Source organism: Amphibacillus sp. Q70 (genome assembly GCF_052055485.1).
In the GTDB taxonomy this organism is placed as follows: Bacteria; Bacillota; Bacilli; order Bacillales; family Amphibacillaceae; genus Amphibacillus.
Genome location: NZ_CP197171.1, coordinates 3,737,802 through 3,759,921 on the forward strand (window position 1 = coordinate 3,737,802; position 22,120 = coordinate 3,759,921).

24 protein-coding genes and 1 riboswitch are annotated in these 22,120 nt (G+C 35.9%); of the genes, 6 read left to right on the forward strand and 18 right to left on the reverse strand.

What is annotated here, in order from left to right:
- Positions 1–328: 328 nt before the first annotated feature.
- The 12 genes from yunB to ACS127_RS16990 all read right to left on the reverse strand — a co-directional run bounded on the left by yunB (position 329) and on the right by ACS127_RS16990 (position 12,587).
- Positions 329–1,090 carry a sporulation protein YunB gene (gene yunB / locus ACS127_RS16935; RefSeq protein WP_440896187.1) on the reverse strand — a complete coding sequence of 254 codons (762 nt, stop codon included), beginning with the start codon at positions 1,088–1,090 and terminating at the stop codon, positions 329–331.
- 58 nt (positions 1,091–1,148) lie between these two features.
- A complete protein-coding gene (locus tag ACS127_RS16940) occupies positions 1,149–2,225 on the reverse strand; it encodes an HD-GYP domain-containing protein (protein ID WP_440896188.1) in 1,077 nt (358 codons plus the stop codon).
- An 83-nt stretch (positions 2,226–2,308) separates the two neighbouring features.
- A complete protein-coding gene (locus ACS127_RS16945) occupies positions 2,309–3,709 on the reverse strand; it encodes a bifunctional metallophosphatase/5'-nucleotidase (protein WP_440896189.1) in 1,401 nt (466 codons plus the stop codon).
- A 361-nt stretch (positions 3,710–4,070) separates the two neighbouring features.
- Entirely contained in the window at positions 4,071–4,322 is a 252-nt protein-coding gene (locus ACS127_RS16950) for a hypothetical protein (RefSeq protein WP_440896190.1), read from the reverse strand.
- 165 nt (positions 4,323–4,487) lie between these two features.
- Positions 4,488–5,885, reverse strand: a complete 1,398-nt coding sequence (sufB, locus tag ACS127_RS16955; RefSeq protein WP_440896191.1) for a Fe-S cluster assembly protein SufB — start codon at positions 5,883–5,885, stop codon at positions 4,488–4,490.
- A gap of 42 nt (positions 5,886–5,927) precedes the next feature.
- On the reverse strand, positions 5,928–6,368 hold the full coding sequence (gene sufU / locus ACS127_RS16960; protein WP_440896192.1) for a Fe-S cluster assembly sulfur transfer protein SufU: 441 nt from the start codon (positions 6,366–6,368) through the stop codon (positions 5,928–5,930).
- Positions 6,358–7,578, reverse strand: a complete 1,221-nt coding sequence (locus ACS127_RS16965; RefSeq protein ID WP_440898169.1) for a cysteine desulfurase — start codon at positions 7,576–7,578, stop codon at positions 6,358–6,360. Before ACS127_RS16965 ends, sufU begins: the two co-directional genes overlap by 11 nt.
- Before the next feature lies 1 nt (position 7,579).
- Complete coding sequence (gene sufD / locus ACS127_RS16970) at positions 7,580–8,887, reverse strand: Fe-S cluster assembly protein SufD (RefSeq protein ID WP_440896193.1); 1,308 nt, start codon at positions 8,885–8,887, stop codon at positions 7,580–7,582.
- A gap of 17 nt (positions 8,888–8,904) precedes the next feature.
- Positions 8,905–9,690, reverse strand: a complete 786-nt coding sequence (gene sufC / locus ACS127_RS16975; RefSeq protein WP_440896194.1) for a Fe-S cluster assembly ATPase SufC — start codon at positions 9,688–9,690, stop codon at positions 8,905–8,907.
- Between the two features lie 357 nt (positions 9,691–10,047).
- Positions 10,048–10,866 carry a MetQ/NlpA family ABC transporter substrate-binding protein gene (locus ACS127_RS16980; RefSeq protein WP_440896195.1) on the reverse strand — a complete coding sequence of 273 codons (819 nt, stop codon included), beginning with the start codon at positions 10,864–10,866 and terminating at the stop codon, positions 10,048–10,050.
- A 37-nt stretch (positions 10,867–10,903) separates the two neighbouring features.
- Positions 10,904–11,569, reverse strand: coding sequence for a methionine ABC transporter permease (locus tag ACS127_RS16985; protein WP_440896196.1), 666 nt, complete (start codon positions 11,567–11,569; stop codon positions 10,904–10,906).
- The gene (locus ACS127_RS16990) at positions 11,562–12,587 is read right to left on the reverse strand and encodes a methionine ABC transporter ATP-binding protein (protein ID WP_440896197.1); all 1,026 of its coding nucleotides are present in this window, start codon (positions 12,585–12,587) and stop codon (positions 11,562–11,564) included. The genes ACS127_RS16985 and ACS127_RS16990 overlap by 8 nt, the downstream gene beginning before the upstream one ends.
- Before the next feature lie 164 nt (positions 12,588–12,751).
- Positions 12,752–12,863: riboswitch (SAM riboswitch) on the reverse strand.
- Positions 12,864–13,046: 183 nt separating this feature from the next.
- Between ACS127_RS16990 and ACS127_RS16995 the strand changes: the two genes are divergently transcribed.
- Complete coding sequence (locus ACS127_RS16995) at positions 13,047–13,460, forward strand: TlpA family protein disulfide reductase (protein WP_440896198.1); 414 nt, start codon at positions 13,047–13,049, stop codon at positions 13,458–13,460.
- Between the two features lie 331 nt (positions 13,461–13,791).
- Here the strand turns inward: ACS127_RS16995 and gcvH are convergent, their stop codons facing one another.
- Positions 13,792–14,175 (reverse strand): glycine cleavage system protein GcvH, encoded by a 384-nt coding sequence (gene gcvH, locus ACS127_RS17000; RefSeq protein WP_440896199.1) that lies wholly within the window; start codon positions 14,173–14,175, stop codon positions 13,792–13,794.
- A gap of 16 nt (positions 14,176–14,191) precedes the next feature.
- The gene (locus ACS127_RS17005) at positions 14,192–14,545 is read right to left on the reverse strand and encodes an arsenate reductase family protein (protein WP_440896200.1); all 354 of its coding nucleotides are present in this window, start codon (positions 14,543–14,545) and stop codon (positions 14,192–14,194) included.
- A gap of 150 nt (positions 14,546–14,695) precedes the next feature.
- On the opposite strand from ACS127_RS17005, the gene ACS127_RS17010 reads away from it, so the two are divergent.
- From ACS127_RS17010 to ACS127_RS17030, 5 genes are all read left to right on the forward strand, one after another.
- Positions 14,696–14,950 carry a spore coat protein gene (locus ACS127_RS17010; protein ID WP_440896201.1) on the forward strand — a complete coding sequence of 85 codons (255 nt, stop codon included), beginning with the start codon at positions 14,696–14,698 and terminating at the stop codon, positions 14,948–14,950.
- A 12-nt stretch (positions 14,951–14,962) separates the two neighbouring features.
- Positions 14,963–15,283, forward strand: a complete 321-nt coding sequence (locus ACS127_RS17015) for a spore coat protein (RefSeq protein ID WP_440896202.1) — start codon at positions 14,963–14,965, stop codon at positions 15,281–15,283.
- 549 nt (positions 15,284–15,832) lie between these two features.
- Entirely contained in the window at positions 15,833–16,588 is a 756-nt protein-coding gene (locus ACS127_RS17020; protein WP_440896203.1) for a metal ABC transporter ATP-binding protein, read from the forward strand.
- Positions 16,589–16,602: 14 nt separating this feature from the next.
- A complete protein-coding gene (locus tag ACS127_RS17025; protein WP_440896204.1) occupies positions 16,603–17,457 on the forward strand; it encodes a metal ABC transporter permease in 855 nt (284 codons plus the stop codon).
- Positions 17,454–17,861, forward strand: a complete 408-nt coding sequence (locus tag ACS127_RS17030) for a Fur family transcriptional regulator (RefSeq protein ID WP_440896205.1) — start codon at positions 17,454–17,456, stop codon at positions 17,859–17,861. Before ACS127_RS17025 ends, ACS127_RS17030 begins: the two co-directional genes overlap by 4 nt.
- Positions 17,862–17,989: 128 nt before the next feature.
- Here ACS127_RS17030 and ACS127_RS17035 read toward each other — a convergent pair whose 3' ends face one another.
- The 4 genes from ACS127_RS17035 to ACS127_RS17050 all read right to left on the reverse strand — a co-directional run bounded on the left by ACS127_RS17035 (position 17,990) and on the right by ACS127_RS17050 (position 22,074).
- Positions 17,990–18,409, reverse strand: a complete 420-nt coding sequence (locus tag ACS127_RS17035) for a universal stress protein (RefSeq protein WP_440896206.1) — start codon at positions 18,407–18,409, stop codon at positions 17,990–17,992.
- 82 nt (positions 18,410–18,491) lie between these two features.
- Entirely contained in the window at positions 18,492–19,400 is a 909-nt protein-coding gene (locus ACS127_RS17040) for a M14 family metallopeptidase (protein WP_440896207.1), read from the reverse strand.
- A gap of 51 nt (positions 19,401–19,451) precedes the next feature.
- Entirely contained in the window at positions 19,452–20,615 is a 1,164-nt protein-coding gene (locus ACS127_RS17045) for an acyl-CoA dehydrogenase family protein (protein WP_440896208.1), read from the reverse strand.
- A 226-nt stretch (positions 20,616–20,841) separates the two neighbouring features.
- Positions 20,842–22,074 (reverse strand): methyl-accepting chemotaxis protein, encoded by a 1,233-nt coding sequence (locus tag ACS127_RS17050; protein ID WP_440896209.1) that lies wholly within the window; start codon positions 22,072–22,074, stop codon positions 20,842–20,844.
- Positions 22,075–22,120: the final 46 nt, after the last annotated feature.

Sequence of the window (22,120 nt, forward strand, 5' to 3'; positions counted from 1 at the left end):
TCTTTAAATGAAGAACAAATATTAGAATATAACAATAAAATTCGAGAATACCTGAATGATTCAGGTGTTACCATACAAAAAGTGTAGGATAAGTATTCCTACACTTTTTTATATTAATACACCCACAAATAGTGCTCTAAGGGTGTAAAACCACCAGTCAACACTATCATAATAATGGCGAGAACCACACTAAATATTATTGCAAAATTTCTAGTAGCTCAAGATTATCTTCAGCTCTATAGAATAAATGACTAACCCCAATTCTTATTAAAATGAATGTGCTTATTTTATCATCATCTAAACCTGATCTGATATTAAAATAAGATCTTTATTCTACAGGTTCAAGCGGGATTGATAAAGGGGTGTCATCTTCTGGATTCATATTATAATACAGTGGGACATCTCCACTATAACCACCGCTGCCAATCGGGATCGATTGATCAATGATCGCTGTTTTTGAACCGAAAGGAATAATTGTCTCTATTTCAACATTAATATGGACAACTGGCTCAATATGGACACTATTTATTTTCATTCCGGTTATAAGTGTTTCCACCTCTGTATTCACAAAGCCGATCACTTCTAAATTAACTGGAATTTTAGGTCCTAAATTAGCTAATAAAGGGATACCAAGCACTTGTCCGAGAGGAATTTCAATTAAACTCCCCTGCTGGCGAACCTGTTCTATTTCTGATTGGCTTAATTCCAATTCTAATAAATCGGATTCATCAGGGCTCACCCCTTGTTCAAGTAAGTGAAGAAATTGTTCCACTCGAGATTGAATATTACGTTGAATGCGAGTTTCTTGGGCAGCATTAACTTGATAGCTAACAACTCGACCCTCCTGATCATATTGAAAAGTAATCAACTCGCCTAATTCTAAGTCCTCATTCATCTGCTCTCCAATTGCAACACCCATCGCCATGTTGGCATATTGTTCATTCCTTGTTTCGGCAATTTCTAATAAAATCGGTTTTATTCTATAATTAACATAAAGTATACTAAGAAAAGTAATCAAGCAAAACAAAACGATTGTTAGTCCTAAAATGTCCTTTTTTGAACCTACAAATCTTTTTTTCTTTCGCCACACAGCAATCCCTCCTAACATAGAATATGCTCATGTTAGAAGGGATAGTATTAGTAATTTATTATAATCCATAGCCAGTAACGGTTATATTTAAATGGTCAGCAAGATCAAGGTCATATGGTGTAATAACTTTATTTTGATAACTGATTACTCGGACGACTGGGCGATTATAAAGCTGTTTATTTTGTCTAACAACAATTGCACGACAACCATTATTAAGTTCAATTGTGACCCCATTCGGATAAACGGTAATGCTCTCTCGAAACGTACGAATCATTTCTTGATCAAATAAGGTCCCGCTTCCTGCATATAAAATTTCCAATCCTTCTTGAGGAAGCATCGCTTCACGATAAATTCGATCACTTGTCACCGCATCAAATACATCTGTAATTGCTAATACCTTGCCAAACTTATGAATGTCATCCTCTTTAATGCCTCTTGGATAACCAGAGCCATTTAGCCGCTCATGATGTTGATAAGCACAGTGGGCAACTAGTAATGAAAAATCTGATTTTCTTAAAAATTCAAAACCAAGCTCTGGATGTGTTTTGATCGTCTCAAATTCTTCAGGAGTTAGTTGGCTATTTTTCTTTAAGATCACATCTGGTAAAAAAACTTTACCAATATCATGAAGTATTGCCCCTAAACCGATCTCTTTTACTTCCTTCTGTGAGAAATGTAATTCATTAGCTAATGCAATTGAGTAGATGGCAACATTTACTGAATGCTCAAACAAATAATCATCACTAATAAATATATCTGACATCAACGTTAAAACCTGATCGTCTTCTTGAATTTGAGATACAAGCAGGTCAACAAGCCCACTCATTTTCTCTGTTGTTTTATCAAATAAAAAAGCTTTATTTTTAATTCCATTATTTTCAAATGAATAAAAAAAAGACTTTACTGTCTGAATTGCCTCGAATCTCACTTGCTCTGAAATAGACGAATGAATCACAATATCATCTGAAAGCTCGTCTTTCACATAAACAAACGTGACGCCTAATTCTAGTAATCGGTTTATAACTGGTCTTGTTAAAGTAACTTCACTTTGGACTAACACTTTACCTTGATCATTATAAATTGGCTTCGCTAATTCTTTTCCTTCTGTTAATTCTCTCGTTGGCACTAATCTCATTATGAACTCCTAACTTTCTATTCCAGTAAATAATTATGTTCACTAGATATATCGACATCATTCTACAAATCATGAAGAAGGAATCAGGATTTTTCTGCTATTCGTTTTAGGGTTAACTGTAGAAGGTCCCGAATAAATTCAGGCATGAAAAACTGCTTTGATTGAGCACGTGAAATTTGTGGTGATAAATGACCGAATGTAAACATATCAGCTGTCGCTAAGCGGTACATCTTGTTCACATCTAACGGTTCATTTCCAATTAGTAGGCTTTCAACATATTCATTACCTTCATTGTCGTACTTCATTTCAAACTCTACATCAGCATATACTAAAGCCCCCATCACCTTCCCTCGAAAACCATAACCTTTCACTTGAAGTTGTCGATAAGCCTTTGTCAATCCTGCTCGGACAACTTCTAACAATTCTTGACCTGTCAAAGTGACTAAACAAGGATTAATCGGGTGCGGACAATTACTATGCACATCTAATTCAGTGACAACACCTTGCTCAAAGCCTTGTAATAGAATACCAGCATTTAACATAGCAGCATCTGCATTCGTCCATGTTTTTAAAGTGTGTGCTAATTGCTTGATCAAATATGTTTCTTTAAACCAATCTACTTCAAGAGGCTCGGTTAAAGTGACGATCTTTTTATTCAATAATCGATCTGTCTCAAACCTATGCCTACTTATTAATTCAATAGTCTTTGAATCCTCTAAATCATCCTGGGTTGGATGAGCTGTAGCCTTTTTATCAATTAATGTTTTTTGATCATGATCCCAAATCAATTGGATTTCACCAACATAATAGCCTGACTTCCCTACAGCTGTTGAAATAGTTTGATTGAAGTATTCCTCGCTTTCAAACAGATGGTGTGTATGCCCTCCTATAATGACATCAAGATCAGGAAATTGTTCAGCAATCACTTCATCTTGATCAACTCCTAAATGTGATAATAAAAGAACAATATCACTTTGCTGCTTGATTTCTTCAATATATCTAGCCAGGGTTTCTAATGGATCATGAATATCCCAGCCTAAAGGGCTATAAAAAGCAGTGAAAGGAGCAGTTAAACCAACTATAGCCACTCTCACAGCTGAATCAGTTGATAATATTTGATAAGGTTTAAGCCAATTGGGCTGTTCATCACTCTGGCTAGAAAGATTGGCACAGACAACCGTAAATTTAGCTTGATCATATAGATCAAAAAGCTCTTTTTTAGTCAAGGTAATTCCTTCGTTATTTCCAATAGTAACCACATCATAATTCGCTTTATTTAACAAATCGACATTCCCTTTTCCTTTTAAAGCCTCTGTTATCGGGTTCACTCGATCAATATGATCACCATTATCTAATAAATAATAGGCTTGATTATTTTTCCTTCGTTCAGTTATTTTTTCATTTAGAAAATGAATAATTCTCGGCCAATTATCAAAATAACTATGTAAATCACTCGTATAATAGAAATAAATTTCTTCTTGCATCTTATAAGCTCCTATCTGAATTACAATATCATCAATATAAATGTTAAGCTTATTTTCTATCTTAGCACATATTATGAAAAATCCCGTATCTTAGTGTTTGATAATACTTAAAAAATGCTATGCAAACATAAAAATAATCCGCCTCATGAGTTATCAACTCTTACTTTGGCGGATTATTTCGTCATAGTGCTGTTCACTTATCGGGAACAGTTCTAATAGCTTATTGATTACAATCAATAAGCTTTATATCTTTCTTTTCAATCAAAGTCGTCCATTTCTTTACACCCTGTTAGAGCATCTAAATCTCTAGAGTATCTTAGTTATGACTTATCACCTCATTAATGGGCTCTTTTAAAATCACTTACTGTTTGAATGTTAATTTAATTCCCAAAACAAATGAAATCAGAGCTAAGCCTGTATATCTCACACAATTAATAAAAGCCTCGAAATAATATCCATGAATAACAATACCACTACCAGAACTGTCGTTTGGAAAAACAATACCACTACCAGAACTGTCGTTTGGAAAAACAATCGTACCTAAACTCAAAAAAATAATTATGGCTAAAGCAATCAGCGCATACCCAACATATTTCGTCCAATCATTTTTCAATTTTAATCCTCCTGTCAATTGATCGTTCATTTCTCATCTTTCTTTTTCTAATCCTATCATTTTATTAATGTTTATCATATCATTTCTTGTCAATGTTATATATTTAAAAACTATCAAAAATATAACCCTTGCCACAAATATTATTGTGACAAGGGTTAACATATCTTAACCTATAGAACCTTCCATCTCGAAGCTAATCAAGCGGTTCATTTCAACGGCATATTCCATTGGTAATTCTTTTGTAAATGGCTCGATAAAGCCCATAACAATCATTTCAGTTGCTTCAACTTCTGAAATACCGCGACTCATTAAATAGAATAATTGTTCTTCTGATACTTTTGATACCTTTGCTTCGTGCTCAAGTGAAATATTTTCGTTTAATATTTCATTGTAAGGAATCGTATCTGAAGTTGATTTATTATCCATGATTAACGTATCGCACTCAATATTAGAGCGTGCGCCATCTGCTTTACGACCAAAGTGAACAATGCCTCGATATGAAACTTTTCCACCATGCTGTGAAATGGATTTGGAAACAATTGTTGAAGAAGTATTGGGCGCCAGATGGTACATTTTCGCCCCAGCATCTTGATGTTGCCCTTTGCCGGCTAAAGCAATAGACATCGTGTTTCCTCTTGCCCCTTCTCCTCTTAGTAAAATAGAAGGGTATTTCATCGTTAATTTCGAGCCAATATTGCCATCAATCCATTCCATCGTTCCATTTGCTTCACAAGTTGCACGTTTGGTTACGAGGTTATAGACATTATTTGCCCAGTTTTGAATCGTTGTATAACGACAATAAGCATCCTTCTTAACAAAAATCTCAACAACCGCACTGTGAAGTGAATTCGTTGTAAATACAGGTGCTGTACAGCCTTCTACATAATGAACAGAAGCTCCTTCGTCAACAATAATAAGCGTCCGTTCAAATTGTCCCATATTTTCCGAATTAATTCGGAAATAAGCTTGTAATGGAGTATCTGATTTTACCCCTTTTGGAACATAAATAAATGAACCACCTGACCAAACAGCAGAGTTTAAAGCAGCAAATTTATTATCTGTGTAAGGAATAACCTTGCCAAAGTATTGTTTGAACAGATCTTCATGTTCCTTTAATGCTGAGTCCGTATCTTGAAAAATGATGCCTAGCTCTTCAAGATCTTCTTTTAAGCTTTGATAAACAACCTCTGATTCATATTGTGCTGATACACCAGCTAAATATTTTTGTTCTGCTTCTGGAATACCAAGCTTATCAAATGTTCGTTTAATTTCTTCTGGAACCTCATCCCAAGAGCGTTCTGACTTTTCTGATGGCTTCACGTAATAAGTGATTTCATCAAAATCAAGATCAGAAAGGTCACCACCCCATTGTGGCATTGGCTTGCTATAGAAATGTTCAAGTGCTTTCAAACGATAATCAAGCATCCACTGAGGTTCCTCTTTCAGATTAGAAATCTCTTCAACTACTTTTTTCGTTAAACCTTTTTCGGTTCGAAATATCGAAACATCTTTATCATGAAAACCATATTTATATTCTCCTACTTCAGGTGCATTATTAACCATAATAGCCCTCCTTATGTGTTATCGTAGTCGATAAACATTCATTTAATTCTCTTTCTGATCAACTGCCTTTTCCATTGCCTTCCATGCCAGAGTTGCACATTTAATTCGAGCTGGGAATTTCGAGACACCTTGAAGTGCTTCAACATCTCCCATATCTAGATCAGTCAGCTCAACGTCTTCACCCAGCATTAACTTGGAGAAATAATGTGACATCGTCAAAGCATCTGACAATTTTTGTTCCTTTATTGCTTGTGTCATCATCGAAGCAGAGGCCAAACTAATTGAACATCCTTCACCTTCGAATTTAACATCTTTAATTCGATCATTCTCAACAATTAAATAAAGTTGAATCCGGTCACCACAGGTAGGATTGTTCATTTCCAAGGTAAGTGCCTCTTCTGACAATGAGCCTCGATTTCGAGGATTCTTATAATGATCCATAATAACCTGTCGATATAACGTGTCTAGATTGTTAAAAGACATCGGTAAAAAACTCCTTCGTTTTCTGTAATCCAGCAACGAAGCGATCAGCATCTTGCTTCGTATTATATAAATAAAAACTTGCTCTTGCCGTCGCAGTGACACCCAGCCATTTCATTAGAGGTTGTGCACAATGGTGTCCAGCTCGGACAGCAATTCCTCCTGCATCTAACACTGTTGCTGTATCATGCGGGTGAACGTCAGTTAAATTAAAAGTAATTAATCCGGCACGCTCTGCTGGACCATAGATCTCTATTCCATCAATTGTCCTTATTTGGTCGATCGCATAGCTAACTAATTCCTTTTCATGTAAAGCTATTTGATCAAGTCCGAGTTCTGTCAAGTAATCAATTGCTGCGGCAAGGCCAATTGCACCTGCAATAATCGGCGTTCCTCCTTCAAATTTCCACGGAAGTTCCTTCCAAGTTGAATCATAGAGATCAACAAAATCAATCATTTCTCCGCCGAATTCAACAGGCTCCATGTGTTCCAATAAAGCCTTTTTACCATATAAAACACCTATTCCTGTCGGGGCACACATTTTATGACCTGAGAAAGCATAAAAATCACAGTCTAAATCTTGCACATCTACTTGAAGATGTGGAGCCCCCTGTGCACCATCTACTAATAAAATGGCATCATGACGATGTACAATGTTAGCTATTTCTTTGATTGGATTAATCGTACCCAATACATTTGACACTTGTGTAATCGCTACGATCTTGGTAGCAGATGTCACTGTTTTCTCCACTTCAGTTAACGAAATGGTCCCATCAGACTCTAATGGAATATATTTCAAAATTGCACCTGTTCGTTTACTCAACTGTTGCCAAGGAATGATGTTACTATGGTGTTCCATCTGAGTGATGACAATTTCATCGCCCTTATTTAAATGTTGATTACCATAGCTACTTGCGACTAGATTTATTGCAGCCGTTGTTCCTCTAGTGAAGATAACTTCTTCTCTATGCTTTGCATGAATAAATTGTTTGACTCGATCACGCGCAGCTTCATATTGCTCTGTTGCTCGCGTTCCAATTGTATGCACACCACGGTGAACATTGGCATTGTTCAAACGATAATACTGATCAATAGCCTCAATCACTTGTATTGGTTTCTGTGCAGTAGCAGCTGAATCTAAATAAACTAAAGGAAAACCATTTACCTCTTGCGTTAAAAGTGGAAAGTCTTCACGAATTGCAGTAACATCCATTTTAATATACTTTCCCTTCAATAACATCCGTTAATTGTGTTCTTACAGCTTCAATTGGAATACTTTTAACAACTGGTGCTAAGAAACCATGAATAATTAAACGCTCTGCTTCCTGTTTTGAAATTCCTCGACTCATTAAATAATAGAGCTGAAGAGGATCAACTCGACCAACTGAAGCAGCATGACCTGCGGTAACATCATCTTCATCGATTAAAAGGATTGGATTCGCATCGCCTCTTGCATCCTTGCTTAACATGAGCACTCGTGATTCTTGTTCAGCATTTGCTTTCGATGCACCATGTTCAATTTTTCCAATACCATGGAAGATAGCTGATGCACGTTCCTTCATTACACCATGTTGTAAAATAAGTCCCTCTGATTGTTTGCCGTGATTAACAATTTTTGCAGTGAAGTTCTGGGTTTGATCACTCCTGCCAACAGAAACAGCTTTAGCATAACAGAATGAATCTTCACCTATGAGATGGGTCACGTTTTCTGAAATGGTATTACCATCATTCATTTGTCCGAGTGCCCACTCAATTTTTGCATCGCGACCTGCTACACCTCGACGGTTAATATATGTCGTCGTTCCGTGTGCAAAGTGATCAACTGAACCATATGAAACAGATGCATTATCTTTAACAATAACCTCTGAAATGACATTAGCAACCGTTTGGGTTTCGTCATGATCAGATAAATAATTTTCAACATACGTCACTTGACTATTCTCTTCAGCAACGATAATGACATGATTAAACAGGGCTAAATTTTCATCTTCCTGCCAAAAAATTGATTGAATGGGTGTATCAATAACAACATTACGTGGAACGTATAAAAAGACTCCACCATTCATCAAGGCAGTGTGAACAGCTGTTAATTTGTGCTCATCAACAGTTACAGCTTCAGTTAGATAATATTTCTTAACCAGATCAGGATGATCCTGCATAGCTGTAAAGATATCAGTAAAAATAACACCCTTTTCTTCTAAATCACTTGTCAGCGTTTGATAACTTTTGAATTGATTTCGTAAAATCACCAAGTTCTGGTCATCTTTTGATAAATCAACGAATTTTTTTATATGATCAGGTAGATCAGCTAAAGAAGAGATTTCTTCAGCCTCTGCTTGATGTGAAAAGCTTGAAAAATCCCAATGGCTAATATTTGTTTTATCAGGCTTTGGCATGTCAAGCTGATGAGCCTGCTCTAATGCATCAGCACGAAGTGTTTTCATCCATTCCGGCTCATTATTTTGCTTTGAAAAGTTCTCAATATAATCTAGTGTGTATTTCTCCAACATTTCAACTGACATACAATCTCTCCTCTCCCTTAAGCGTCTAAACCAACTGTTTCATCCTCGATGCCGAGTTCTTGTTTAATCCAGTCATATCCTTCACTCTCTAAACGTTCAACTAGTTCTGCACCGCCTGATTTAACGATACGACCTTGCATCATGACATGCACATAATCAGGTGTCACATAGTTTAGTAGTCGTTGATAGTGGGTAATGATTAAGCAGCCAAAAGAGTCATCTCTCAGTTGATTAATTCCTTTTGAAACAACTTTTAAAGCATCGATATCAAGTCCTGAGTCAATTTCATCCAAAATACCGATTGCTGGTTTGATCAGCATTAACTGAAGAATTTCATTACGTTTCTTCTCACCGCCTGAGAAGCCTTCATTTAAATAACGTTGTGCCATGTTTTTATCAATATCAAGGAAGTCCATTGCCTTATCCATTTCTTTAATGAATTTCATTAATGGAATCTCATTGCCTTCTTCACGATGGGCATTGATGGCAGAACGCAAAAAGTCAGATGTTGTGACACCACTGATTTCACTTGGGTATTGCATCCCTAGGAATAGACCTGCTTTCGCACGTTCATCTACTTCCATTTCTAGAACATCTTCGCCGTCCATTAGGATAGAACCTTTTGTCACTTCATAACTAGGATGTCCCATAATAGCAGATGCTAAAGTAGACTTACCTGTCCCATTCGGTCCCATAATAGCATGGAATTCGCCACCTTTAATGGTTAGGTTTACCCCTTTTAAAATTTCCTTGCCTTCAATTTCAACATGAAGATCCTTGATTTCTAAAGTTGATCCAGTCATAAACTATACCCCCAAAATGAATATTTTATTTTATCGAACAGTAAGATTATACCATTCTCATTCTATTCTCATTACAATCTTATACTATTTCAAATCTAATATCAAGATTTACAACCAAGTATACTGTAGTTTTTTAAACCTTATAGTATAAAAAGTGATTCATCCTATGATTATTAACATATTTAAGCTTTAGAGCCTAAATAATGAAGGTGAAATGTCTTAATGATTGATAGATATGTTAAACCCCCTTCCATAAAAAATAGAAGGGGGGAGTTTGTCTCAATACCTATGATTATCAATCGCATTTCTTAATTGTTAATATATAATGATTCTTGAGTAAAATTAGTTGGTTGAAAATTAGTTCGTTCCTAGGTAAGGAATGACTTCACCATCATATCGTTCGTTAATAAATTCGCGAATCGCTTCCGATTGTAAAACTTCTACTAATTTTTGCAGGTTCTCATTATCTTCATCTTCTGCTCGAACCGCTACAATATTTATATATTGGGAATCATCACCTTCCATAAACAAGGCATCCTCTAATGGTGACAAATCAGCCTCAATCGCATAATTTGTATTAATTGCCACTAGGGTGTCTGGTTCATTTTCATAAGATTGAACCAAAAATTCTGGGTTCACATCAGGTGAAAAAGTTAAATCCAATGGATTATCAACAATATCGTCAATGGTTGCCACTGATTTTTCAACATCAGCAGCTAATTCAATAAAACCGTTCGCTTCAAACAAGGATAAAATCCGACCATGGTCAGGCACACTTCTACTAATAATCACTTCTGTACCTTCTTCAATGTCATCAATGCTTGCTATTCCTTTTGAATAAACACCAATCGGCTCAATATGAACACCGCCGAGATTAACGATGTCATAATCTTTTTCATCAATTTCATCTTCTAAATAAGGAATGTGTTGGAAGAAGTTAGCATCAAGTTCCCCTCTAGATAAATCTTCATTTGGCAGTGCATAATCAGTATACGTCTCAATTGTTAGTTCGATTCCTTCCTCTTCTAAAACTGGAATTGCTTCCTCTAAGATCTCGGCATGTGGAACACTTGTTGCGCCCACTTTAATTTCATTATCAGCCGAACTATTCCCTCCACATGCGACTAACAATAAACTAGTTACAATCAAGATCAATACAGTTAACCTACTTTTCATTTTCTCATTTCCCCTTTTTTAATATTTATTTTTAAAATTAACGTTTGTCAATTTTGCTAGTTATAAAGTCACCAATAAATTGAAAAATAAAAACAATCAAGATAATAAGAATCGTACAAGCAAAAACAATATCAAAATCATGTCTAGTAAATCCGTAAAAATAAGCATAGTCGCCTAATCCACCAGCACCAATGACACCGGCAACAGCTGTATAGCCAATTAAAGCGATCGCAGTTACAGTTAATCCCGATACAAGTGCAGGCATCGATTCTTTTAATAAAACCTTCCAAATGACCGTTGATGTTTTTGCCCCCATAGATTGTGCTGCTTCAACAACACCCTTATCAACTTCCCGTAAAGCTATCTCTACTAGTCGACCATAAAAAGGGGCTGAACCAATAATTAAAGCTGGTAAGGCGGCATTGGGTCCTCTAAAGGTCCCAAGTAAAAATGTTGTAAATGGAATCAGCAATAAGATCAAAACAATGAATGGAATAGCCCGAAAGATATTTACCAAAGCAGCCACAATGAAGTGAATCACATGGTTTTCCCAAATACCACCTGGTGAGGTTAAATAAAGTAATAAGCCCAGCATAATCCCTAAAATTAATGTCCCCATTAGGGCAATTAAAGTCATATAAAAAGTTTCACCCGTTGCTTCAACTAAATCAAACCAATCAACATTAGGAAATAAATTAGTCATTGTCAATCACCTCCACTTTAACAGAGGTTGAACGGATGTAAGCAATCACTTGATCGACAATTGCTTTTGCTCCAGTAATTTGTATATATAAGGAGCCATAAGGTCCAGCTTGGGTCTGCTTAATATTCCCCTGCAAAATATTTAACTCTACATCATAATCTTTAGCAACTTGACTGATTAAAGCCTGATTAGTCGATTCACCAATAAACTGTAGTTTCAAAATTTGACCTGACGATATTGTTTGAATTAATGAATCCTCAGCTACCTCTTCATCTGGTTTTCCCATCACTTGTTCAACAAATCGCTTGGTCACGAGCTGTTGTGGGTTTGAGAAGACATCAAGCACGGCTCCTTGCTCAATCACGCGACCATTTTCCATAACAGCTACGTTATGACAAATTTTTTGAATCACATGCATTTCATGAGTGATTAAAATAATCGTTATCCCTAACTTTTCATTAATATCAACTAGGAGTGAGAGAATTGCATCTGTGGTTTCCGGGTCTAAAGCTGAAGTTGCTTCATCACAAAGTAAAACCTTTGGCTGGTTAGCTAATGCACGGGCGATTCCAACACGTTGTTTCTCACCACCACTTAGTTGCGATGGGTAAGCATTTCCTTTCCCGGTTAAACCAACTAAGTCAATTAATTGATCGACTCTTTCCTTACGCTCTGCCTTAGGAACTCCTGCAATTTCTAACGGGAAAGCAATATTCTCACTTACCGTTCGTGACCAAAGCAGATTAAAGTGTTGAAAGATCATTCCCATTTCTTGTCGAGTCGCGCGCAACTCTTGTTTATTAAGAGTGGTAACGTTTTGATCACCCACGGTCACTGTACCGTCCGTGGGTTCTTCCAACCGATTGATCAATCGAATAAAGGTACTTTTCCCTGCCCCACTATAGCCAATAACACCAAATATTTCACCAGACTCAATCGATAGATCGATATGATCCACAGCCTGAATACTCTGGTTCGCCGTTTGGAATGTTTTTGATAATTGTTGTATTTTAATCATCTTAACCCCCACTTTACTTCTATTCAGAAAAACCAAGAAGTCCACTATGAAAAGCCGATTTCTCTCCGCTTCCATTCGTTTTTAGTCTCGATACTTTTCTAACGTATAAAAAAGCGTCTATCTGCCCTGAAAGAACAGAAAGACGCTGGAATAGCCTTTCAGTCCTCTCATCTACCAAAGTGTGCACCTCGCAGGAATTGGCACCATTTTAAACACGAATTGTTTAATGGTTGCCGGGTTTCATCGGGCCAGTCCCTCCACCACTCTCGATAAGAGCCATCAATTATTTAATTAATTAAAAATGATCATATCATGTGACACCAAATGTGTCAATTCGTTTTCATGTTTTTTTCAACGTGATATACTATTAAAAATGTCTCTTTACTCGTCCTTTTGAGTAAAATTTCAAGTTTCGCATACTTGCCCAATCAAAAACAAAGATTTTAAAGGATGAAACAGATGAAAGCATTAAATTTTACATTACCATATATTGATAAAGAGGGATCTTATCAACTTAAAAGTGATCTTGGAAAAATCATCGTCTTAACCTTTTGGACATCCTGGTGTCCTGCTTGTGGATCTGATTTACCATTAAAGGAAAAACTTTATCAAACCGTTGACTCAGAAAAAGTTAAATTTATCACGATTAATGTGGCTGGCAGAGAACGTACCCCAAATGAAGGCCTACATTTTCATAATAACTTTTTAACACAGCCAACTTTAGTTGACCGTGGTCTGGAAGTCTATCGACAATTTAATTGTCTAGGTGTTCCAACAACAGTGATCATCAATCAAGATGGAGAAATCATTACCCAATTATCTGACCATGCAAACCCGATCGATATGATCCAAACGATCAGCCCATACATTTAATTGATCCGAAAAACCAGGAATGCCCACTGGTCCTTTACTATCCGCCCAAGTGAGATGTCCCTCAAAGAAGTCGCTTTCCGCAAGGATTGAGGACTGCAGGACATAGGTCATGCAGGTGCTGGGACTGGGATTACCAATGTTGTCAGGTTAACACGACCGCTACAGAAAAACCCTACGCTTTCCTTGTCCTATGGAAACAACGTTAAAAATTTTGCTTCCACAAATTATAAAGCAGCATTTCTACTTTCCTAACTTATAAATAGAAATGGCACTTAGGTTAGCTACGGCTCAAATTGGAGCTAACCTAAGTGCCAGGTTAAAGAAAGTTTTTTTATTCTTGATCAAGAACTTTTTGGTATTGTTCTGAAGTTAATAGCTTATCAAAATCTGCTTCATCTGTTAACTCAACAACAATCATCCAGCCCTCCTCATATGGTGATTCATTTACAAGTTCTGGACTATCTTCTAATGCTTCGTTTACTTCAACAACTACAGCATTTATCGGTGCATATAACTCTGAAACTGTTTTTACGGACTCTACACTGCCAAAGGTTTCAGTTGCCACAAGTTGATCGTCGACTTCAGGTAGCTCAACAAAGACAATATCACCTAGTTCATCCTGCGCATGATCTGTGATCCCAATTGTTACTTTTCCAGCTTCTTTTTTTACCCAAACATGTTCATCTGTATACTTCAAATCATTTGGTACATTCATTTTATTTCCTCCTTTATTATTTCCAGTTTTGTTCAAATTGTTCTTCCCTAAAGCCAACTGTTACTCTCTCACCATCAAATGCAAGTGGGCGTTTAATTAACATACCATCTGAAACAAGCAGAGTTATCTTTTCATCATCCGTCATCTGTGGTAATTTATCTTTTAATTGTAGCTCACGATATTTTTTCCCACTAGTATTAAAAAACTTCTTGATTGGCAACTGACTTTTCTTAATAATAGTCGCTAATTGCTCTTTATTCGGTGCTTGCTCGACAATATGTAAATCATTATAGGCAAGATCATTTTCATCCATCCACTTTTTAGCTTTGCGACACGTACTACACTTTGGATAACAATAAAAATCAATCATCCGACCCACTCCTTAATTATAAATTACCTTTACATACAGTATAAATTGGACATTATTATTTGGCTAGTGAATTGCTTATTACTTGTTTGTATATTTTCAAACTTTTAAGCCACATTAATATTATTACCATTATATAAGGAGGATATGAGTATGCAACAGACAAATCAACAAAATAATGGATCAATGGCTCAACCACCAATGATGATCAGCAGTAAAGATTTATTGTATTTAACGGATATGATGTCATGGAATTTAAATGTGGTTAAAAAGGCCAATTACTTAGCAAAGGATTGTCAATTACCAGAAATCAAGCAAGCCATTGAACAGGTTGGGCAAATGCATCAGCAACATTATCAAAAATTACTCAATCTGACAAAAAGTCAATCTAATCAAACGGTTCATTAAGGAGGAAGGCAAATGCAAGCAAGTAAAGTTCAAAATCCAGAAACACCTGTTGAAAAAACACCACAATTAAATGATCGAGATATTATCAATGATTTCCTTGCAACAGAAAAATATATGACAAATGGCTATTCTACAGCATTAAATGAATGTAGTAACCATACTTACTATGAAAACCTGCTACAAATCTTTACCGAAACACAAAATCAGCAACGTCATCTCTATAATCTAATGTTCAAAAATGGTTGGTATAGTCTGGACCAGGCAGATCAACAACAAATTAATCAGGCAGCCGAACAATTTACAGGTTATCTGAATCAATTCCCGACACATTAAAGCTGAACAATAAAATTGTCCTAACGATTGGCATTCATTCCTAGTAATAGAACAGCTAATCATTAGGACTTTTTTATTTGATTTTTAAAAACGATTCATTTTGTAGTTTAGTTTTCATTGAACTACTCTCTACTTCATTTCTAATGAAATTTGGAGTAGGAGTCTTCTGTCGGAAATCGGCTAAAACATTTGAGGTTAGTCATTCGTAAGATCGACTTAAGGATTTACTTTGGATGAATCTATTTATTCCCGAAAAGTAAAGAATTATGTAACAGCAGATTCATAATAAAAATCTAACAAACAGCAAGTAATTTAAAGTGACTTTTTAAAACGTAACCATTATTATTTACAATTTTAAAGAAAAGAGCTACAATTATATATAATCTTAGCTTATTCATACTATTGAAAGGTCATCTAGCCAATTCACCTTTGAGGTGTTGCGTTAAAAGGTTAGAAAAATCCGTTAAGTAAAAGCTCATGACTCACTTCATATTGTGTGATGAATCATTCAGAATAATAAACAGTTGCTTTAAGAATTGAGGTTAGATAATGAAAGAGCCTATCGTAGAAATTAAAGATCTTCATTATGCATATGAAGATAAAATGGCTTTAACTGATATTAATATTGAAATCAATAAAGGAGCTTTTTTGGGCTTAATTGGTCCTAATGGTGGTGGGAAAACAACGCTAATCAAATTATTGCTTGGTTTAATTACACCGCAGCAAGGCTCAATTCGCTTATTCGGGCAAAGTATCCAGCAATTTAATGACTGGAACAGCATTGGTTTTGTTTCACAGAAATCGAGTGCATTTAATCATGGATTCCCCGCTACCGTTAAGGAAGTCGTCTCAACTGGATTAACTGCAAGCATCGGCTATTTTAAATTCTTTACTAAAGCAGATCGAGAAAAAGTACTCAAAGCTATTGAGACAGTGGGGATGTCCGACTATATCCATCAAAATATTGGTGATTTATCCGGCGGTCAGCAACAGCGAATTTTTATCGCACGTGCCCTCGTGAGTGATCCGAAATTGCTTATTTTAGATGAGCCAACTGTTGGAATTGATACAGAGAACGTACAGAAATTTTATCAATTATTAAACAAATTAAATAAAGAAAATAACATTACACTATTACTCGTTTCACATGATATTGGTACGGTAACCAAATATGTTAATGGGGTTGCTTGTCTCAATAAAGTGATGCATTTCCATGGGGAAACTAGTGATTTTTCCAATTTATCAGAACAACAAATTTCACAATTTTATGGTCACGATTTAAATTTAGTGACCCATCATCATTAAGGAAGTGCTTCATTATGTTAACCCATTTTTTTCAATATCCGTTTTTACAAAACACATTATATACTGGGCTGTTAATTGGTTTAATTGCCCCATTATTAGGATCATTTGTTGTCGTTAGGCGTCTCTCACTAATTGCTGATGGTCTTTCTCATGTCACATTGGCCGGTATTGCATTTGGACTTTTTATCGAGAAAAAATATAGCTTATTATTTTTAACACCTTTTTATTATGGAACCATCTTTTCAATTGTAGGAGCTGTATTAATTGAGCGATTACGGCGAATTTATTCAGCTTTTCAGGAATTGGCTATCCCAATCATTTTATCAGCTGGAGTTGGGCTAAGTGTTATTTTTATTTCGTTAGCTGATGGTTTTAACAATGATCTTTACAATTATTTATTTGGCTCTGTCTCTGCAGTTAGCCGTAACGATCTTTACGGTATTTTATTCATTACCATCATTGTTGTCACAGTACTGATGATTTTTTATAAAGAACTTTTTATGTTATCCTTTGATGAAGAGCATGCAAGGGTCTCTGGCATTCATTCACAGCGTATTCATTTTCTTTTTATTGTCCTAACAGCTTTAGTAATTGCTGCATCCATTCGAATTGTTGGTGTGCTATTAGTTTCAGCTTTGATGACATTACCCGTTGCGGCGAGCATTCGATTAGCAAAAGGATTTAAACAAACGATTGTTTATTCGATTATTTTTGGAGAAATCTCAGTTGTTGGCGGCTTAATATCTGGCTATTATTTAGAAATTCCACCAGGTGGGACAATCGTGATGATTTCAATTCTTATTCTATTATTAACAATAGGTGGTAAAAAACTCTGGCTTAATATGAGGAGAAGGAAGGCGATTTTGTGAATATAGAAAAAGCATTAATTATTTTAAAAGATGCAGGCTATAAATACACAGATAAGCGCGAATTTATGTTAACCTATTTTTCAAAAGAAGATCGTTATCGTACAGCGAAAGATTTATTAAACTATATGGAATCTTATTTTAAAGGAATCAGTTTTGATACGATCTATCGAAATCTGAATCTATTTCATGAATTAGGTATTCTTGAATCAACTGAATTAGATGGTGAAAAGCATTATCAAATCTCTTGTGCAGAGCATCACCACCATCATTTCATCTGTAGAGCATGTGGGGCGACACAAGAGATAGAAGATTGTCCGATGAATCATTTACCAAAAGCCTTGGATAACTTCACTATTGAGGATCATAAATTCGAAATCTATGGTCTATGTCCTGCTTGTCATTAAAAAAGAGCCAGCTAATTAAAAACTCCTTCTAAGTGAATGCATTAAAAGAAAATGTTCAAAAAGACCAATGAAATGGCAGGTTGAATTTCGTCTGCCTTTTGCACTCACATTAGAAGGAGTTTGATTATTTATTTTACAATTAATACTGGACATTCTGCCCGTTTAGCGACCTTGTGACTAACACTACCCAATACCATCTCTTGCAATCTATTTAATCCTCTGCTGCCAATCACACATAAATCTACTTTATTATTATTAACATATTTAACAATAGTTGGACCTGGATCACCATGTAATATTTTAATTTCATAATCTATCTCTGCTTGCTTCAATTTTCGTTCTGAAATTTCTAGCTTTTCTTTTCGGCTTTGGTCTAATTCAGAAGCACTGTAAAGATGTGTGGCATCAGCTTTTGATGTCGCTGCATCAACGACATATAATACAGTGATTTTTGATTCTGGATTATTTTGAGCAAGATAAATTGCTTTTTCACTGGCACGAATCGCATACTCTGATCCATCCAAAGCTAATACAATATGTTTAAACATGAGACCACCCCTTACTATTTGATATATTTATTATAGCAATTTTTCGAAAGATTTGTATCATATTTTGAAAAGATTGTATGATTTAATCAATTAAGTAGGAGGCAATTGTATAAAGAACGAGTTCATTGGCTTGAAAAATTTGTTTATATAAATGATCAGGTACTGGTCGTGGCCCAATCGATGGAGCAATTTCAATAGTAAAGGCGGGCTTTTGAAATTGTGTCAAAAACCAGTCCGTAAAACCACCCCCACTTGGTGTTCCTTCAGGTTCAATTAATCGATACCTCGTCACTTCTGCCAACCTTTCTGCTAGGGGGCGATGTTGATCCACTAAATCATCAGGTAAGGTATAGCGCCAAAAGATCTCTTCTCCTGAGGAATGATAAGCAATTGCACAATCAAAATGATATTGCTTAACAAATTGATAGATCGCTTGTGTTTCGGGTTCAGATAATGGATGACTACCTTTATAATGACTAGAACTAGGTTGACCCGGATCAGCTTGGATAGACTCCCAATCCGCAGGATATTGTCGATTTAAATCTACTCCCCTGCTATTGGCTTTCCAGCCGGTAAAATCAGTAGAGTTATTATTCCAATCGATTAATTCTTTTCGATTAGATAAGTCATTGATTCCTCCCTGTACTAATGTCACACCATCTGGATTAACCATTGGAATAAACCAAAATGTAATATCAGTTAACCAATCTTCCCTAATCGAAAGCCACGGCCAACTACAATCGGTCAGTAAATGATTAATAAAGTCTACAATCAAACGTGTGGTCATCCACTCTCTGGCATGATGAGCACCGTGACATAAGACTGCCTTTTTTCCTGAACCTATCCGTAATGCATATAAATCTCGTCCTTCCACTGAAGAACCAATTGTTATTAGTTCAACTTGGTCTGGAAATTGTTTTTTCACATCATTTAAATCTATTTTGAGTTTTTGATAACTGTACATTTGCTTTGAATCAAAGTCATTTTCCATTAAAAACACCCCTTAATATGCCTATGCCAAGTTAAGGGGTGTTTAGTACTTTTATTCGGCTAAAGCACGTTTAGCTAGGATTTGGATCACCATGTCATCCATTGGTGGATTGTGTAAGCCAGCTCTTACATCACGATATAATTGCTCGAATCGATTAGCTTTTGATAATCCACGACCTCCGGCTACTCGCATAGCAAGATCAACAACCTCATTAGCTATATTCGTTGCCACTGTTTTTACCGCTGCTAACTCCGAACTTAATTCTTGCCGTGCTTCTGGTGTTCGATTATCCCACTCCATTGCTGTTTGATACATAAAACTTCTCGCTTGCATAAGCTTTAAATCCATCTCACCAATTTTTTGCTGAATATGTGGCACTTTAGCGATAGAGGTTTTTAGACTATTGGGTTTAAAGCTCTTAGCAAAATGGATTGCTTCATTTCTTGCCGCGATTGCAATTCCTAAATAACATGCAGGAACATGGAGCATCCAGCCTTTTGCCTTGCGTGGATTTGCTTGATTATTTAATTCAACAAGCCGTGTTGCATCAACTTTAACTTGATCAAAAACAACATCATCACTACCCGTTCCACGCATACCCAATGTATCCCATGTTTTATCAATTGAAATACCTGGTGAATCACTTTTGATTAAAAATGAGCCGACTGCTTCTTTATCCTTAACGTAAGCTGATACAATATAGTAATCAAGAACCGATGCCATTGTGGAAAAAATCTTTCTTCCTGATAATAAATAATGATCCCCTTGTCTTGTTGCTGTCGTCTCAGGCACACCACCACGTGTCGGACTACCAGTCGCTCGTTCAGACGCTATCCGATTGACAACTGCTTGTTTTTCAACAATCTCTTTAGCAAATTTATCAAAAATAGCTGGTTCCCAAAGCTGCTCTTCTGCGAGTTCCTTAACAATACCTAAGTGCCAACCTACTGAAAGGGCTGTTGCTCCATCACCAGCAGCTAGTCGCTCTTGGATTAAAACCAATTCATATAATGATAACCCCTCACCGCCTAAAGCTTTAGGTAATGTAATTGAGAAAAAATTCTCTTTGCGAAAATCGGCTACCGTCTCCGCTGGTAATTCTGCCATTTCTTCTGCCGATTTTACTCGCTCTTGAGCTTTATTCGCCAATCGCTCAGCCATTTGAAATAGTCTTTTTTGACGTTCATTTTTAATGTAACTGTTGAAGAGTTCCATAAATTAAAGCCCCCTCTTTGATCTTCTTTATAGCTCATTTTATGTTCTTTCATCAGAAGAAGCAATTATTTAACTTTACTTATATTGAGAAAACACCTTTATCTAATAAACACAATCGTTGCTGCAACTTGATCCGAAAAAAATCAAATCATCCATTAACGTTAAAAACAAATAGTGGATAAGGTTCATCGACTGATGACCTTACCCACTAATCTGAGAATGTTTTTTACATGAATAATTCTGCAATATTTTTTTCGAAACCTTCTTGCATTTCTTGAATTTCCTTGATCGATTGATTTAATCGTTCGGAGGAAGAGTCAGCTTCGGCAATTCCTGCTGCTGATTCTTCAGAAACACTTGCTATATTGGCAATAGAATCATTTATTAATTTTGTATTATCCAAAACGTCATACAATGAACTCGATACGTTAGCAATTTCCCCACTCATATTATTAATGATCGTGTTAAGATTTTTAATCGTATCCCCTGTTGTTTGAATTTGTTCTGAGCCTTCACTTACCGCTTGGTAACCTTCTTCTAATGCTTCAACAGCAGCTGATGATTCCTCTTGAATGCCTGTTGTAGTTGTTGTGATGTCATTAACAGACAAGCTTACCTGCTCAGCTAATTTACGAACTTCATCTGCCACGACAGCAAATCCCTTACCATGTTCACCCGCACGAGCTGCCTCAATCGCTGCATTAAGTGCTAATAAATTGGTTTGCTCGGCAACTTCTTGAATAACCGTAACAAGTTGAGTGATTTTCAAAGTCATATCATCTAAACCTTTAACTTTTTCTAATGACTGCTTAATCGTGTTATCGATAATGATCATTTTATCAACAGATTGATCCATTAATTGCCGACCTTCATTGGTAATATTAAGCATTTTTTCTGATTCACTTTTAATTCCTTCACCGTTTAGTGCAACATTCATAATGGTTTCGGTGAATTGTTGCATTGTTTCTGTTAAAGTCGAGGCTGATTGAGCCTGCTCATCTGCCCCGCTTGATATTTCTTGCATGGTATGAGCAATATTGTTGCTATCATCAGTTAAACCAACCACACTGTTATTTAGAACATTCGTTTGTTCATTAACGTGATCTGTAATCTTAGTAATAAAGTGATACATTTTTTCAAAATTGCTATGAGCAGAAGCCACTTTATCATTAATCATTTGTAAATCTTTATTTTTTACTTTTCCTTCTGGTAAATCAAGTATTTCCTCACTTGCTAGAGCATCAAGCCTTTTTTGAGTAAATTCCATATCTTTTGAATGGTTTCTAGCGAATAAGAAAGCTATGATAAGACTAATAATGAAAGCAGCAACGACGATTATAATACCGTCCACGCTGATACTTGTTAACACTCCTAATGAAAACAAGGTATAACCTAATGCAATAATATGTAGAATACTAACTACCACAGTCAAATAAATGATATTCATTTTATTTTTCATTTCAAAACTCTCCTTATACATATAATCCCAAACATTAAACAACTTA